The sequence below is a fragment of the Cyanobium sp. ULC065 genome (genome assembly GCF_977927515.1).
Window position 1 is genome coordinate 1,144,733 of record NZ_OZ376393.1, and the last position, 14,756, is coordinate 1,159,488.

Sequence of the window (14,756 nt, forward strand, 5' to 3'; positions counted from 1 at the left end):
AGGCCATGTTCGCCGATCCTGTGCAGGCGGGCGTGGCCATTGGCGGAGCGCTTCAACGGGCTGCATTGAGCACCGCAATGGCGCCGGCGAGCATCAATGCGGCGGCGGGCAGCCGCAGCCCGCCCCGCGGTTCGTCCAGCAGCGTGACGCCCACCGTGGCGCTCATCAGCGTGCTCAGGCGCTTGATGGCGATCACATGCACCACGGCGGTCTGGCGCAGCGCCTCCATCTGGCAGACCATGCCCACCGCCCCGGTGAGACCGCAGAGCAACACCAACAACAGCAGCCCCTCAGAGGTCGCTGCCGCAGCCAGCCGTGCGGTGCTCCCTCCTGATCCGGTGAGCTCGGGGGCCAGCAGCGATACAGCCACCACCAGGTTGAACAGCACCACCCAGGTGAGCGAGCCGCCAGCGTTCACCCCCACTTTGTCGAAGGCGGCGCCGAGGCCCCACAGCACGGCCACCACCAGCATCGAACGTGCTCCCGGACTGCTCAGCAGGGGCAGGCCACCACCCGTGCCGCGGCCCAGCAGCAGGGCTCCCAGCACCAGCAGCGCCACACCCGCCAGGGCCGCCGGTGCTGGCCGCTCCCCCAGCAGCCACCAGCCGCTGAACAGCAGCACCAGGGGCGAGAGGTTGATCAGGGGCAGCACCAGGCTGAGGTCGCCGCGGGCGAGGGCGCGCCCGTAGGCCCAGAAGGCCAGGGCGTTCACCAGACCCCCGGCAGCCAGGGCCAGCAGCAGACGGGTGCCGTCGCTGGGCCCGCCGTCTGGGGCCAGCAGCAGCCATGGCAGGGTGAGGGCGGCACTGATCAGGCAGCTGAGGCCCATCACCCGCGCCGCCGTCCAGCCGCTGCGCTGCAGCAGGCGGCGGACGGCCAGATCGCGGCCGCTTTCGCAGCAGGCCGTGAGCAGGGCCAAGGCGGGCCAGGGAAGCAGCAAAGGAAGCGGGGGAAGGACAGGCTGGGTGGCGCCGCCCGTGTTTTAAGATCCAGGGGTGCGGGCGATTAGCACAGCGGTAGCGCACTTCCTTCACACGGAAGGGGTCACTGGTTCGAGTCCAGTATCGCCCATAACTTCTCCACTATTTCCTTACTCAATTCTCCGGAAACTTTCAATTGTTTCGGTCCGGGAGAGGCCAGCTCAGTCAAGCCAGCACTGGATTTCCTACCAGGCTGGCGTGCAACAGATCCATCACCTGGAGGATCTGGTCATGTTGGTTGGCGGAGATGGTGAGGTGGCTGGCCAGATCCTCGAGGATCCGCTGTTCCTCGGCCACCAACTCGCCGTCGGAGCGCATGATCTCGGCAGCCACGGTGAAGGCCGTGAGTCGCTGCCGCGGATCCAGCACGGCGGAGGCATGCTCCATGAGCTGGCGGGAGCCTTCCAGGCGCAGCTGGGCCAGCAGGCGGTCGAACAGCTGGATCATTTCAGCGTCCGACATATTGCGGAAGGGTTCGCGGTAATCGAGCGCATGGCGCAGAGCACGCGAGCCTGCCTTGGTGAGCACCCCATCCCAGGACACGGCCGCCAGCGCCACGGCCACGAAGGCGGTGGGTGAATCCATTGGTTGCATCGCGTTCATCACGTCCAGTGCTGGGAGCTGCGCCATTGCCTTCAGCGGAGTCATGGCGGTGATCGAAGCCAACGCCATTGCAGCCGCTCAGGCAGGCCTCCATCTGTCATGGCGAACGGCTGGGGCCTGTGGTGTGAGCTCCGCTACCAAGTGCCACCAAGCTCAGGATTCCACCACAAGCCGCAGGCCGGCAGCTTCCGCCAGCGGCTCCCGACAGGCCGCCAGACTCCAGCGCTCCAGGCTGAGATCCTGGGCTGGATCGGCGGAGATCAGGCCGATGCGCAGCTCGCCGCCACGGCAGCGGATGCGCAGGTCGTCCACGGCCGGCACGGGCCGCCGATCCAGCGAGGTGGCCAGCCGCAGCAGCAGCGCCATCGCATTCACCGTGCGCCGCTGGTCGCGGCCGGGGATCTGCAGCCAGGCCTCGTGGCGCTTCTTCGGCAGGCTCTTGCGGTGGTAGCGGGCGATCGCCGCCACCATCAACTGCTCGCTTTCGGAATAGCCCAGTAGGTCGCAGTGCCGGATCAGATACCAGCTGTGCTTGTGGTAAGCGCTGATGTTGATGTGCTGGCCGCAGCTGTGCAGCAGGGCGGCGGCCCAGAGCAGTGCCCGCCCGTTGCCGGCGTCGTCGTGCAGCACGCCGCGGGTCTTGTCGTAGAGCAGCAGGGCCTGCTTGGCCACGTGTTCGGCGCGGCGCTGGTCGACCCGGTAACGCCGCGCCAGATCGAGCACGGTGCGCTGCCGGATGCCGCTCTGGTAGGCGAAGCGGTCCACGATCAGGTCGTGGCGCAGCATCCAGTCGACGATCAGGCCCTCGCGCAGGGCCCGCTCACTGATCACCAGTTCCCGCACCTGCAGCATCGCCATCGCCTGCTGCAGCACCAGGGCCCCCGGCACGATGATCTCGGCCCGGCGTTCATTGATCGGTGGCAGCGCCTTGCGTTGCTCCAGGGTCAGCGTGGCCAGCTGGTTCACCTGGGCGTCGATGCGCTCCCGGCTCACCCGGTAGCCCTGCAGCCGCGTCGGCGGGCGCTCCTCGCTGGCGGCACAGAGCGAGGCCAGGGCCAGGGCCGTGCCGCTCGTGGCCACCATCACCGGTCGCTCCCCCCGCCGTAGCCGCCGCTTCACCCGGTCCACCGCCGGCTCCAGTGAGCCCTGGATGAAGGCCCGCAGAAAACTGAGCCGTTCCGGCGTCACCGGATCCTGGGTGATGAAATCCCGCTGCAGCCGCACCGCACCCAGCCGCGTGCTGGTGAGCTCCCTGGCATCACGGCCGTCGGCCAGGATCAGCTCCGTCGATCCCCCGCCGATGTCGAGGATGAGGTGGGGGTCATCGCCGAAGGCCATGCCCGAGAGCACGCCCAGGTAGATCAGCCGGGCTTCCTCAGGGCCGCTCACCAGCTCCACATCGAGGCCGAGCTGCTCCTGCACCGCCTGCACGAACTGGCGGCCGTTGGGGGCCTCTCGCACGGCACTGGTGGCGGCAGTGAGGATCTGCTCCACCCCGTGGCTGGTGGCGAGCTCGCGGCAGTGACGCAGGGCCAGGAAGGCGCGCTCGATCGCCGCCGTGCTGAGGTCGCCCGTTTCCGGATCGCGCTCGCCCAGGCGGGTGGTGGATTTCTCCGCCTGCACCACGCGAAAGGTGCGCAACACCGGATCGACGGCGGCGATCAGCAGGTGGATGGAATTGGTGCCGATGTCGATGGCCGCCACATGGCGCAGACCAGACCCTTCCGGGCGCTGCTCGGCGGCCTCCGGCAGGGCCTCCAGAGCGGCCGGCTGAGCCGGCGCCTCTGTCTGAGCCGAGTCAGTCGCTGAGGCGCTCAGCGTCGCCGCTGCGGGAGAAGGATCGGAACGGGCCATCAGCCGTCGGAACCGGCGCAGTCGGCGTCACTTTGCCATTGCAGGGCCGGTGAACCCCGGTTCTACGCTCCCTCCATGCACATCCTCGGAGCCCTGCGGGGGTGGATCGAGTTGCTGCGCTGGCACAAGCCCAGCGGTCGACTGATCCTGCTCATTCCGGCCGGCTGGGCCCTCTGGCTGCTGCCGCAGGGCCCGCCTCTCCCCTCGCTGGTGGGATTGATCGTGGTGGGAGGCCTGGCGGTGAGCGGTGCGGGCTGTGTCGCCAACGACCTCTGGGACCGCCGCATCGATCCGCTGGTGGAGCGCACCCGGCAGCGGCCGCTGGCCAGTGGCCGGGTGCGGGTGCCCAGTGCCGTGCTGCTGCTGCTGCTGTGCCTGCTGCTGGCCCTGGCGGTGGTGCTGCTGCTGCCACTGCCCGGGCGGCAACTGTCGCTGCAGCTGGCGCTGCTCGCCCTGCCACCGGTGCTGCTCTATCCCTCTGCCAAGCGCTGGTTCCCCTTCCCCCAGCTGGTGCTCGCCCTGTGCTGGGGCTTCGCGGTGCTGATCCCCTGGGCCGCCGCCAGCGGCAATCTGGCCGGCGGCTGGCCGCTGCTGCTGGTCTGGCTGGCCACCCTGCTGTGGACCTTCGGCTTCGACACCGTCTACGCCATGTCGGACCGCAGCGATGACGCGGCGCTCGGCATCCGTAGCAGTGCGCTCACCCTGGGTGCGGCCGCCCCCGGCGCCGTGGCCCTCTGCTATGGGCTCACGTCGCTGCTGCTGGCCGCCGCTGCCGCGCTGCAGACAGTGAGCTGGCCCTTCTGGCTGCTGTGGGCTGCCGCCTCGCTGGGCATGCAGAGCGAAGCCTGGCGCCTGCGGGGCACGCCGCCGCGCTCCCGCTTCGCGCAGCACTTCAGCCGCCAGGTGCTGCTGGGCGGGGTGTTCTGGTTGGCGCTGGTGGTCGGGAGGCTGCCGTGAGCGCCGCCGGCCCGCTGCCAGCCCTGCGGCGTGGTGATCGCGTGCGTCTGGTGGCGGCCAGCTCCGCCCTGGCTGACATGGGCCGCCTCCAGCAGGGAGTGGCGGTGCTGCAGAGCTGGGGCCTCACGGTGGAGATGCCCTTCGATCCCGCCCGTCGCTGGGGCTATCTGGCCGGCCACGACCAGCAGCGCCGCGCCGATCTGCAGCCGGCGCCGCTGCTGGCCTGCGTGCGGGGCGGCTGGGGAGCCGCCCGCCTGCTGGAGCAGCCCCTGCCGGAGGCCGACGGCTGGCTGCTGGGTTTTTCTGATGTGACCTCCCTGCTCTGGGCCCGCCAGGCCCGTGGCCAGGCGGGCGGGGTGCATGGGCCGCTGGTCACCACCCTGGCGGCTGAACCCGACTGGAGCCGCGAGCGCCTGCGGGCGCTGTTGTTCGGCGAGCCCGTGCCCCCCCTGACCGGGGACACCTGGTGTGCGGGGGTGGCGCAGGGTCCGTTGCTGGTGGGCAACCTCACGGTGGCCACCCACCTGCTCGGCACGCCCCACCTGCCGGCACTCGACGGCGCCATCCTCGTGCTCGAGGACGTGGGCGAAGCGCCTTACCGGATCGAGCGCATGCTCACCCACTGGCGCCTGTGCGGCGCCTTGCAGCGGTTGGCTGGCATCGGTTTCGGCAGTTTCGAGGCATGTGAAGACCCCGAGAGCGAGGCGCCGGCGGCGGGGGTGGCGCAGGCGCAGGCACTGCAAGACATGGAACCGCAAGCCGAGGGCCCTGACCTTCAGAGGCCCCAGGCTGCGTCCCAGCGCTTCAGCCTCGAGCAGGTGTTGCGGGAGCGCACCGCCGACCTCGGCATTCCCGTGCTGGCGGGCCTGCCGCTGGGGCATGCGCCCGGCAATGGGGCCCTGCCGCTGGGCGTACGCGCGCGGCTGGGTGACGGCGCGCTCAGCCTGCTGCCCTAGCGGCAAGCACCGCCTCAGCAATGGTGAGATCGAAGGGGGTGGTGAGCTTGATGTTCGAGGGGGGCGCCTCGATCACCCCCACCGGCCAGCTCAGTCGCTCGAACAGGGCCGCGTCGTCGGTGACGCTCCAGCCCGCCTGCTCCGCCTGGGCATGGGCCCGGCGCAGCCGCTCGAGCGGAAAGCCCTGGGGGGTCTGGGCTGCCCACAGCTCGCTGCGGTCGGGGGTGGAGAGAATGACCTGCTGCCCGTCCACCCGCTTGATCGTGTCGGTGACGGGGGTGGCGGCGATCACGGCCTCGCCGGCGTGCACGCGCGCGGCACAGCGGCGGATCAGCTCCGGTTCCACCAGGCAGCGGGCTCCGTCGTGGATGAGCACGGCGCCTGCAGCGGCGGGCAGGGCCGCCAGCCCGCGGCTCACCGATTCCTGGCGTGTGTCGCCCCCCTCGATCCAGCGCACGGGGCGATCGGGCTGCGCCGCCGCGATCATCGCCTCCACATCCGCCTGATCCACGGGTTGGCCCACCACCCCGATCCACTGGATCGCCTCACAGGCCAGCACCGCGTCCAGGGTCCAGGCGAGCACGGCGCGCCCGGCCACGGGGAGCAGCAACTTGTTGCGCTGCGACCCCATACGCCTGCCGCTGCCGGCCGCGGCGATCAGCAAATGCACAAGCGGCTCCCGAACACATCGAAATCGGATCAGATTCATACAATCAGCCCGCCCGAAACCCGATCGCTGCCGCCTGATGCGAGTTCTGTTTTTGATCCCGGGCAGCGGCGCCACCCAACTTCAGGCCATGCCGGCGGTGGCCGCCACAGCCAGCCAGCTGGGGGCCACCGTTCAGGTGGCCTGCCCCCCGGCCCAGGTGTCCATCTGGAAGCTGCTGCCGGCCGTGGAGAAGGTGCTCCCTTACAGCTTTGACACCGGCGTCAGCCTGGCGGACTGGGCCAACCTGCTCGGCGCTGTGCGCGAGCCCGATTTCCAGCTCTGCCTCAACCTCGCCTCCGGCTGGCCGATCGATCTGCTGCTTTCCCTCACCCACATCCCCACCCGCATCGCCGCCGGCGGCTTCTCCGCGACCGTGCGGGTGCCTGCCCCAGGCACGGCCGGATCCGTCAACGGCAGCCAGTCGCCCACCGGCGGCTGGCCCAACCAGCAGTACGAGAGCTGGCTGCGCCCGCTGGAGATCCCGCTCGATGCCGAGGCCTTCCGTCTGCGGCTTAAGCCCAAGGCGCTGGAAGGCGCTGCCGCCGCCCTGCCGGTGGGGGATGGTCCACTGCTGCTGCTGGCGCCCAGGCCGGCGGCCGCCGCTGCCGACTGGCCTGCCGCCCACTGGCAGGCGTTGCCGGCGGCGATCCGCTCCCGCCTCCCCAACCTGCGCGTGGTGACGCCCCCGGCTGGGGCCACGCCGCAGGAGCTGGCGGCCCAGGTGGCTGCCGTTGATGTGGTGCTCAGCAGCGACCCGGTGATCACCGAACTGGCCCTGCTCACGGCTACGCCGTTGGTGGCGCTGGGTCGCAGCAGCGACAGCCTGCCGCCGCGTCAGGGGGTAAAAGGGGTCGGCAGCCCTGGATCCCTTGATCAGCTGAGCGTTGCCGAGGTGCTGTTGGCGTTGGGGATGGCCTGATCCTGCGGCCAAGGGGCAGCAGGCTGCTGGTGGCGAACCATGATCCCTTCACCTCGCCGCCGCCGGTCGGCTCCTTCCACGGCCTCCCGGCAGCCCTGGCGCACGCCGGTGCTGGCGCTGTCGCTGCTGATCAACGTCACTGCCGCCGGCTACAGGCTCACCGAAGGCTGGGACTGGGGCGATTGCTACTGGATGGTGGTGGTCACGCTCAGCACCATGGGCTGGAGCGACGGAACCACGCAGCCTCTCTCCACGGCCGGCCGGGTCGTCACCACCCTGGCGATCGTGGGCGGCCTGGTGGTGGTGCAGGTGACCATCCAGAGCCTGCTGGGGCTGAGCGAATCGGGCTACTTCCGCCGGCTGCGCGAACGACGTTTCAAGAACTGGCTGAGCATGATGGACAACCATGTGATCCTTTGCGGCTACGGCCGTATCGGCCGCGAGATCGCCGATCAGCTCGTCTCCGAAGGCGTGCCGCTGGTGGTGGTGGAGATGGACACTGCCCAGAAGCAGGCCGCCGAGGAGCGGGGTCTGCCCGTGCTGCAGGCCGATGCCACCCTGGACGAAACCCTGGTGGAGGCTGGCATTCATCAGTGCCGCAGCCTGGTGGCCGCCCTGCCGAACAACGCCGCCAATCTGTATGTGGTGCTCAGCGCCCGCGGCATCGCCCCCCGCTGCCGCCTGATCGCCCGCTCTGACAGCGAGGAAGCGGCACGCAAGCTGCGGCTGGCCGGCGCGGATCAGGTGGTCAGCCCCTATGTGGCAGGCGGGCGCACGATGGCGGCCACCGCCCTGCGGCCGCTGGCGGTGGGCTTCATGGAGCTGCTGGCCGGCTCCGACTGCGAGGTGGAGGAGTTCCAGCTCACGGACGATCCCCAGCGCATGGTCTCCATCAACGGCCGCAGCCTGGCGGAACTGCAGCTGGGCCGCCAGACCGGCGTGCTGGTGCTTGCGATCCGTCAGCCGGCCCCTGCCGAGCCGGTGATCAGCTACTACCGCGGCGTGGCCTACCGGGAGGATCAGCCCCGCCTGATCGCCAACCCCGGCAGTGATCTGCGCCTGGCGCCAGGGCAGCTGCTGGTGGTGCTGGGCAGCAAGGAGCAGCTGGCCCGCTTCGGTGCGCTGCTGGGGCCGGCACTGGTGAGCATGGACGCCATGGAGCGGTAGGCCTGGCGAGGCGGCCGCATACGATCGCCGCCATCGCCAGCTTCCGAATGCCCGTGTCCAGCGCCGCTCCCCTGGCCGATCAGGTCGCCCTGGTGACCGGTGCCAGCCGTGGGATCGGCCGTGCCATCGCTCTGGAGCTGGCTGCGGCCGGCGCCGAGGTGGTGGTGAACTACGCCGCTTCGGCCACTGCTGCCGAGGCCGTGGTGGACGCGATCACCGCCGCCGGTGGCCGCGCCTATGCCCTGGCGGCCGATGTGTCGGTGGAAGAGCAGGTGGACGCGCTGGTGAAAGCCGTGCTGGAACGCAGCGGCCGGCTGGATGTGCTGGTCAACAACGCCGGCATCACCCGCGATGGCCTGCTGTTGCGCATGAAGACCAGCGATTGGCAGAGCGTGATCGATCTGAACCTCACCGGCGTGTTCCTGTGCACCCGTGCCGTGAGCCGCTCCATGCTCAAGGCCCGCAGCGGCCGCATCATCAACATCACCTCGGTGGTGGGTCTGGTAGGCAATCCCGGCCAGGCCAACTACAGCGCCGCCAAGGCCGGCGTGATCGGCTTCACCCGCAGCACCGCAGCGGAGTTCGCCAGCCGGGGCATCACCGTCAACGCCGTCGCCCCTGGCTTCATCGCCACCGACATGACCAGCGAGCTCAACCAGGAGCCGATCCTGGCCGCCATCCCGCTCGGACGCATGGGCCAGCCGGAGGAGGTGGCCGGGGCTGTGCGTTTCCTGGCCGCCGATCCCGCCGCTGCCTACATCACCGGCCAGGTGCTGCAGGTGGATGGCGGCATGGTGATGGGCTGAGCGGGCCGGGGAGGTTTAGCTCTCGATCGGTTGCACGAGCTCATCGCGCAGCCGGCGGATCCGCTGCAGCAGGCGCAGCCGGCGGCTGCGGGCGGTGATGGTGAGAAACAGGCGGATCGGCACGTACACCAGGGCCATCAGCAGCCCCAGCCCGGCGATCAGCAGGAAGGCCATGGCGCTGGTGCCCGCCATGGTCGGGTCCGAGGTCACGTCGCTGAGCGCGTCAGCGAGGCTGGTGCTGAGGGAGTCCTCCATGCCCCGACCCTATCGGGGGTCAGCCGCCGTTGCCCGTGCCATGGGAATGTGCAAACGCATTCGGCTTTCCCCACCGCAGCCATCCCGCTGGCCACAGGGCGCTATGGGAATCTGAACGCACTTCCAGGGCTTGCCCCAGGCGCGCCTATTTCCACGCCCATGGCCAAACTGATCAGCTTTTCGGATGCTTCCCGCACCTCCCTTGAAAAGGGTGTGAACGCCCTGGCCAATGCGGTGAAGGTCACCATCGGCCCCCGGGGGCGCAATGTGGTGCTCGAGAAGAAGTTCGGCGCCCCCGACATCGTCAATGACGGCGTGACGATCGCCAAGGAGATCGAGCTCGAGGATCCCTTCGAGAACATCGGCGCCAAGCTGATCCAGCAGGTGGCCAGCAAGACCAAGGACCAGGCCGGAGACGGCACCACCACCGCCACCGTTCTCGCCCAGGCGCTTGTTCATGACGGCCTGATGAACGTGGCTGCCGGCGCCAATCCCGTCGGCCTGCGCCGCGGGATGGAAAAAGCCCTGGCCCGGGTGGTGGAGGGCATCCAGACCCGCGCCATCCCGGTGGCCGGTGAAGCGATCCGTCAGGTGGCCACGGTGAGCTCCGGTGGCGATGAGGAAGTCGGCCGCATGGTGGCCGAAGCCATGCAGCTGGTCACCACCGATGGGGTGATCACAGTCGAGGAATCGCGCTCGCTGGCCACCGAACTGGAGGTCACCGAAGGGATGGCCTTTGATCGCGGCTATTCCTCTCCCTATTTCGTCACCGATGGTGAGCGCCAGGTGTGCGAATTCGAGAACGCCCTGCTGCTGGTCACCGACCGCAAAATCAGTGCGATCACCGATCTCGTGCCGGTGCTGGAGGCCGTCTCGCGCGCCGGCGCCCCGCTGGTGATCCTTGCGGAAGAGGTGGAAGGTGAAGCCCTGGCCACCCTCGTGGTCAACAAGACCCGCGGTGTGCTGCAGGTGGCGGCGGTGCGGGCCCCCTCTTTCGGCGATCGCCGCAAGGCCGCCCTGCAGGACATCGCCGTGCTCACCGGCGCCACGCTGATCAGCGAAGACCGCTCCATGTCGCTCGACAAGGCGACACTCGCCGATCTGGGCCGCGTGCGCCGGATCACGATCAGCAAGGACTCCACCACGATCGTGGGCACCGAAGATCACCGCGACGCCGTGGCTGAGCGGGTGGCCTCGATCCGCCGTGAACTGTCCGTCACCGACTCCGACTACGACCGCGAGAAGCTGAGTGAGCGCATCGCCAAGCTGGCCGGTGGCGTCGCGGTGATCAAGGTGGGGGCCCCCACCGAAACCGAGCTGCGCCACCGCAAGCTGCGCATCGAAGATGCCCTCAATGCCACCCGGGCGGCGGTGGAGGAGGGGATCGTGCCCGGCGGCGGCAGCACCTTGATGGAGCTGGCCGCTGAACTCGAAGGCTGGATCGCCGGGCTCCAGGGCGACGAGCGCACCGGCGCCGAGATCCTCTGCCGTGCCCTCTCCGCTCCCCTGCGTCAGATCGCCGCGAACGCCGGTGCCAACGGCGATGTGGTGGTGGCCGATGTGCTGCGGCTGGGCAAGGGCTACAACGCGCTCACCGGTGCCTACGAAGATCTGATGACGGCCGGCATTCTCGATGCCGCCAAGGTGGTGCGCCTGGCCCTGCAGGATGCGGTGTCGATCGCTGCGCTGCTGATCACCACCGAAGTTGTCATCGCCGACAAGCCCGAACCTCCCGCCCCTGCCGGTGGTGGCGGTATGGAGGGAATGGGCGGCATGGGAGGAATGGGTGGCATGGGCGGCATGGGCATGCCCGGCATGATGTGAGCCCTGCTCCCTGAGAGCTCAGCAGCAGCTCAGCCGTTCAGCGGCTCAGCTGCTGCACGTAGGCGGCTACCTGAAGATCCACGCCGGTGATGGCGGTCCCCACCACCACCGCGTCGGCTCCCCGCTGCAGCGCCCGCTGCGCCTGCTCCGCACTGGCGATGCCGCCTTCACAGATCAGCGTGGTGGTTGCCGGCAGGGCAGAGCGCAGCGGCCCCAGCAGATCCCAGGCCGGCGGCCGCAGCCCTGCCGTGCTCTCCGTGTAGCCGTACAGGGTGGTACCCACCCAGCGGCAGCCGAGGGCCGCGGCCTGCACCCCGTTGGCCACGCTGTCCACATCGGCCATCAGCGGTGCGCCAAGCTCCGTCGTGGCTCGCTCGATCAGCTCGGCCAGTGGCTGTCCGCCCGGCCGTTGCCGCTCGGTGGCATCGATCGCCACCACATCGGCTCCTGCTGCCCACACCGCCAGCAGTTCTTCCCAGCCGGGCGTGATGTACACCGGGCTGCCAGGGAAGCTGCGCTTCCACAACCCCACGATCAGCGCCTGTGGGCAGCGGCGCCGCACGGCACCGATGTGCTCGGGGCTTTCAAGGCGCACGCCGATGGCTCCGTTGGCAAGGCTGGCCTCCGCCATGGCGGCGATCACCAGCGGATCCCGCAGCGGCGAGCCTTCAGGCGCCTGCACCGAAACGATCAACCCACCCTGCACGGCCGCTCTCTCCAGCCGCTCCGCAGGTGTGACGCCGGTGATGGCAGAAGGGGCCCCCAGGGGCGTAGAGGCAGGGGGCATGGTGGGAGCTGAAAAGGGGCAAGGGGCCGGTTGCCGCAGCCCAGACTGACGGCCGCGTCAGCTGCTGCGGGTGTCCTCTGAGGAGGAGTCATCCGGCAGCCAGGAGCGCAGCGAGGCCAGACCGGGATGGGAAGGAGCGGGGGCCGGCCGGCCGGCGACGGCAGCCGCAGCCCGCTCGCGCAGGGGTGGTGGGGTGCGGCCCTGGGGCGTGAGCTCCGGGGCGATCTCCGTGGCGCTGCGGCGGGCTGGGCCGGCAGGGCGGTCCGGTTCCAGCGGCGGACGTTGTCCTGTTGGCGAGGTGCTGGCGGGAGCGGAGCCACGGGCCTGGCCGCTGCCCCGGGGCTGGAACGTGTCGCCGAACTGAGCAGGGCCGCGGGCCGCAGCAGTGGTGCTGGTTGAAGCGTTGTCGCTGGCGGAAACTGTCTCGCTGCCTGACACCGTGTTGCGGTCGCTGTCCATGGTCTGGAAGGTGCTCACCACTTCTTCCACGCAGACGCGGACCAGGTGTTTCACCCGGGCCAGTGGGCGCTGCCAGATCGGAGCCTGCTCTGGTTCGGGGGCTTCCGGCTGTGTGGGGCTGGATTCGGCGGGGAGCGAGGCCACCAGCGCGACAGGCGCCTCAGCACCTTCAGGTTCAGCAGCAGGAGCAACCTCGTGGAGGTCAGCAGCGGGAGCAACGGCCACTGGGTCAGCCCCTGGAACGGCAGCAGTGGCTTCGCCCGACGGGGGCCAGACGGGTTGTGGGGCCGTCACCAGAGACTCGGCTCCGAAGCTGAACACCCCTGCCGCCGCAGGCCGAGCCGGGATGAAGGGAGGAACGTGCGTCCCTGGATCGGAGGAGAACTCCGGGACAGGACGTGGCCATTGGGCTAAGCCATCGAGGGCCTGATCCCCCGGGACTGCAGCAGCGGCAGAGAGTGTCTCTGCGCCAGGGTCATCGGTCACGGGCGCGGCGGTGGAAACGCTCGGAGGCGTTTCGTTTGCGGGAGCAACGGCTTCGATGGAACCGTCTTGGCCCACCAGCTCCCTGGCAGCAAGCTGATTGCTGAGCAGGCCTTCGTTGATGGAACTCTCGGTGGGCGGGATGTCCGTGAGATGGCTCTCAGCGCCCAGCACCGCACCAGCTCCGATCGCAGAGGGCTCGGCGTTGGAGGCCAGATCGTCCGCAGGCGGTTTGGTGCGTGAGGCCGGGTGCTCCGCTGGGTTCTCAACCGGGGGGATTGAAACGGCGGGAGCTTCAAGCCAGGGATCAAAGGCGAGTGGTTGGCCCAGGAATTCAATCGGTGCCTGCGCAGGCACGCCGGGCTGAGCAGCTGGCTCTGCGGAAGCGGCACCTTCGCCGGCGATCCCGGGATCACCGCCATCGCTGCTTGCCGGGCTGATCTGAGAATCCACGCCCGCATTCACGTCAAGGTTGGGAACCGGCTCCGTGCTCGTACTTCCCTCGCAGGGGATGGCGGGCTCAAGGCCGGCAACATCCGCAAAGCTGAGCACCAGCTCTGTCGAAGGTTCCTCAACCTCCTGCGGCTCCGCCTCCAGGGTGATCTCCGCAAAGGAAAATCCAGGCGCCACCTGCACCGATGCAACGCTAAGTGTTGCTACTGCTGCAGACGTCGAATCGGCTGGGGAGGCCGAATCCACCGCTGAGGCCACCACTGGAGCTGCCTCCTCGGAAGCCACTGCCCCTGCAGCCGGCGCAGAAGCAAAGGCACCAGCAGCAGCATCCACGGCCCCCTCTGGAGACCCTCCATCAACCACAGCAACGGCGGGGCCAGGAGCAGCAGCAGGAACGGCCGTGGCATGCAGGTGGTCGTGCCACCAACCTTTCAGTGAGGCATCGCCGGCAGTGAGCTCCTGCATCAGTGGCGAGAGAGCCTCGACGCCATGGCGGTGCACCCAGCGCAGCGACAGCCAGGCCACTGCTCCCTCATCCCTGCGGTCGAGGGCACCCTTCAGCACCAGGCGCTCGGAGAGCCGTTTCTGCTGGGGTCGGGGCAGAACGGGCGCAGGCAGGGAAGGGGACGGGTTCACAGCGGGGCTCAGCTGAGTTTGCGATCCAGCAGAGGCCGGATCAGAAGGAACAATCCGATGGCCAGCAGAGCCAGCACGCCCAGACAGGTGGCACCGGTGAGCTCCCCGTAAGGAGCAATCAGCACCACGTCGCCGAGGGAGGGGTGGCCGGCATAGGCCGCACGAATGGGTTCAATCGCGAAGGTAAGAGGATTCAGGGCGGCAAGCCAGCCCAGCCAGGTGGGCATGAAGGAAATCGGGGCCAGGGCCGTGCTGGCGAACAGCAGGGGCAGGTTGGCCACGAAGATCACCGCGATCAGCTCGATGTGGCCGGGCAGCGCGAAAGCCAGCCCCAGACTCATGGCCGTGACGGCGAACACCAGCAGCAGCAGGGTGACGAGCACCAGCGCCAGCCCGGCGGTGCCGGGCCAGCCATAACCGAGCAAGGCTGCGGTGCCCATGATCGCCAGGCTCTGAACCAGGCTCAGGCTGGTGATGTAGAGCACCGAGGCCAGCACGATCGAGCTGCGGGAGCGCAGCGGTGCCACCAGCAGCCGGTTGAGGAAGCCGAATTCCCGGTCGAACATCACCGGCAGGCCGGCATTGAGAGCGGCGCTGAACGCCGTGAACACGATCACCCCCGCACCGAGAAAGCGTCCGTAGCTCATGCCATCGGGCAGCAGACCTTCCGGCGCCTTGGCGAAGAGGGCCCCAAACAGCACCAGCCAGATGAGCGGCTGCAGCACGCCGGCCACCAGCGTGGTGGGCCGTCGGGCCAGTTGGAGGAACAGCCTGCGGGTGAGCGCCAGGGTTTCCTGCGTCACGTCGGCCAGGGCGGAACGGTTGGCCGCCTGTAGGGCTGGCAGGGGCGGCTGGGTGGGGAGGGTGGAGGCGCTGGTCATGGCCGAAGGGTGTCGGAGGGTGGGACG

General features: G+C 69.3%; 14 protein-coding genes and 1 tRNA gene. 7 read left to right on the forward strand and 8 right to left on the reverse strand.

Annotated elements, in window-relative coordinates:
- Positions 1 to 52 precede the first annotated feature (52 nt).
- Positions 53 to 919, reverse strand: a complete 867-nt coding sequence (locus ACXMDP_RS05510; RefSeq protein ID WP_457767107.1) for an EamA family transporter — start codon at positions 917 to 919, stop codon at positions 53 to 55.
- 80 nt (positions 920 to 999) lie between these two features.
- Between ACXMDP_RS05510 and ACXMDP_RS05515 the strand changes: the two genes are divergently transcribed.
- Positions 1,000 to 1,071: transfer RNA gene (locus tag ACXMDP_RS05515), tRNA-Val, on the forward strand.
- A gap of 74 nt (positions 1,072 to 1,145) precedes the next feature.
- Here the strand turns inward: ACXMDP_RS05515 and ACXMDP_RS05520 are convergent.
- Both ACXMDP_RS05520 and ACXMDP_RS05525 read right to left on the reverse strand, forming a co-directional pair.
- The gene (locus ACXMDP_RS05520) at positions 1,146 to 1,652 is read right to left on the reverse strand and encodes a tellurite resistance TerB family protein (protein ID WP_311134094.1); all 507 of its coding nucleotides are present in this window, start codon (positions 1,650 to 1,652) and stop codon (positions 1,146 to 1,148) included.
- An 84-nt stretch (positions 1,653 to 1,736) separates the two neighbouring features.
- A complete protein-coding gene (locus ACXMDP_RS05525; protein WP_259728816.1) occupies positions 1,737 to 3,437 on the reverse strand; it encodes a Ppx/GppA phosphatase family protein in 1,701 nt (566 codons plus the stop codon).
- Positions 3,438 to 3,512: 75 nt separating this feature from the next.
- Here ACXMDP_RS05525 and ACXMDP_RS05530 point away from each other — a divergent pair, with 75 nt between their 5' ends.
- Both ACXMDP_RS05530 and ACXMDP_RS05535 read left to right on the forward strand, forming a co-directional pair.
- Positions 3,513 to 4,394, forward strand: a complete 882-nt coding sequence (locus ACXMDP_RS05530) for a 4-hydroxybenzoate polyprenyltransferase (protein ID WP_259728815.1) — start codon at positions 3,513 to 3,515, stop codon at positions 4,392 to 4,394.
- A complete protein-coding gene (locus tag ACXMDP_RS05535; protein WP_259728814.1) occupies positions 4,391 to 5,350 on the forward strand; it encodes a S66 peptidase family protein in 960 nt (319 codons plus the stop codon). Before ACXMDP_RS05530 ends, ACXMDP_RS05535 begins: the two co-directional genes overlap by 4 nt.
- On the opposite strand, the gene ispD is transcribed toward ACXMDP_RS05535, so the two are convergent.
- Positions 5,334 to 6,020 carry a 2-C-methyl-D-erythritol 4-phosphate cytidylyltransferase gene (gene ispD / locus ACXMDP_RS05540; protein ID WP_259728813.1) on the reverse strand — a complete coding sequence of 229 codons (687 nt, stop codon included), beginning with the start codon at positions 6,018 to 6,020 and terminating at the stop codon, positions 5,334 to 5,336. The genes ACXMDP_RS05535 and ispD overlap by 17 nt on opposite strands.
- A gap of 76 nt (positions 6,021 to 6,096) precedes the next feature.
- Between ispD and ACXMDP_RS05545 the strand changes: the two genes are divergently transcribed.
- Genes ACXMDP_RS05545 through fabG form a run of 3 tightly spaced genes read left to right on the forward strand, consistent with a single transcriptional unit; the run spans position 6,097 to position 8,951 of the window.
- Positions 6,097 to 6,978, forward strand: coding sequence for a glycosyltransferase family 9 protein (locus tag ACXMDP_RS05545; protein ID WP_259728812.1), 882 nt, complete (start codon positions 6,097 to 6,099; stop codon positions 6,976 to 6,978).
- Positions 6,979 to 7,017: 39 nt separating this feature from the next.
- Entirely contained in the window at positions 7,018 to 8,145 is a 1,128-nt protein-coding gene (locus ACXMDP_RS05550) for a potassium channel family protein (RefSeq protein ID WP_259728811.1), read from the forward strand.
- 47 nt (positions 8,146 to 8,192) lie between these two features.
- Entirely contained in the window at positions 8,193 to 8,951 is a 759-nt protein-coding gene (fabG, locus tag ACXMDP_RS05555; protein WP_259728810.1) for a 3-oxoacyl-[acyl-carrier-protein] reductase, read from the forward strand.
- Between the two features lie 15 nt (positions 8,952 to 8,966).
- Here fabG and ACXMDP_RS05560 read toward each other — a convergent pair whose 3' ends face one another.
- Positions 8,967 to 9,206 carry a hypothetical protein gene (locus ACXMDP_RS05560; RefSeq protein WP_144036866.1) on the reverse strand — a complete coding sequence of 80 codons (240 nt, stop codon included), beginning with the start codon at positions 9,204 to 9,206 and terminating at the stop codon, positions 8,967 to 8,969.
- Positions 9,207 to 9,365: 159 nt separating this feature from the next.
- Between ACXMDP_RS05560 and groL the strand changes: the two genes are divergently transcribed.
- Positions 9,366 to 11,030, forward strand: coding sequence for a chaperonin GroEL (groL, locus tag ACXMDP_RS05565; protein ID WP_259728809.1), 1,665 nt, complete (start codon positions 9,366 to 9,368; stop codon positions 11,028 to 11,030).
- A 37-nt stretch (positions 11,031 to 11,067) separates the two neighbouring features.
- Here the strand turns inward: groL and ACXMDP_RS05570 are convergent, their stop codons facing one another.
- Genes ACXMDP_RS05570 through ACXMDP_RS05580 form a run of 3 tightly spaced genes read right to left on the reverse strand, consistent with a single transcriptional unit; the run spans position 11,068 to position 14,729 of the window.
- Entirely contained in the window at positions 11,068 to 11,817 is a 750-nt protein-coding gene (locus ACXMDP_RS05570; protein ID WP_259728808.1) for an N-acetylmannosamine-6-phosphate 2-epimerase, read from the reverse strand.
- A 57-nt stretch (positions 11,818 to 11,874) separates the two neighbouring features.
- A complete protein-coding gene (locus ACXMDP_RS05575) occupies positions 11,875 to 13,848 on the reverse strand; it encodes a hypothetical protein (protein WP_259728807.1) in 1,974 nt (657 codons plus the stop codon).
- Between the two features lie 8 nt (positions 13,849 to 13,856).
- Positions 13,857 to 14,729 (reverse strand): ABC transporter permease, encoded by an 873-nt coding sequence (locus ACXMDP_RS05580; protein ID WP_259728806.1) that lies wholly within the window; start codon positions 14,727 to 14,729, stop codon positions 13,857 to 13,859.
- Between the last annotated feature and the right edge of the window lie 27 nt (positions 14,730 to 14,756).

Bases quoted from the DNA above. Each gene is read 5' to 3' on its own strand.
- ACXMDP_RS05520 (WP_311134094.1), bottom strand. From the start codon at position 1,652: ATGGCGTTGGCTTCGATCACCGCCATGACTCCGCTGAAGGCAATGGCG.
- ACXMDP_RS05525 (WP_259728816.1), bottom strand. From the start codon at position 3,437: ATGGCCCGTTCCGATCCTTCTCCCGCAGCGGCGACGCTGAGCGCCTCA.
- ACXMDP_RS05530 (WP_259728815.1), top strand. From the start codon at position 3,513: ATGCACATCCTCGGAGCCCTGCGGGGGTGGATCGAGTTGCTGCGCTGG.
- ACXMDP_RS05545 (WP_259728812.1), top strand. From the start codon at position 6,097: ATGCGAGTTCTGTTTTTGATCCCGGGCAGCGGCGCCACCCAACTTCAG.
- ACXMDP_RS05550 (WP_259728811.1), top strand. From the start codon at position 7,018: ATGATCCCTTCACCTCGCCGCCGCCGGTCGGCTCCTTCCACGGCCTCC.
- fabG (WP_259728810.1), top strand. From the start codon at position 8,193: ATGCCCGTGTCCAGCGCCGCTCCCCTGGCCGATCAGGTCGCCCTGGTG.
- ACXMDP_RS05560 (WP_144036866.1), bottom strand. From the start codon at position 9,206: ATGGAGGACTCCCTCAGCACCAGCCTCGCTGACGCGCTCAGCGACGTG.
- groL (WP_259728809.1), top strand. From the start codon at position 9,366: ATGGCCAAACTGATCAGCTTTTCGGATGCTTCCCGCACCTCCCTTGAA.
- ACXMDP_RS05570 (WP_259728808.1), bottom strand. From the start codon at position 11,817: ATGCCCCCTGCCTCTACGCCCCTGGGGGCCCCTTCTGCCATCACCGGC.
- ACXMDP_RS05580 (WP_259728806.1), bottom strand. From the start codon at position 14,729: ATGACCAGCGCCTCCACCCTCCCCACCCAGCCGCCCCTGCCAGCCCTA.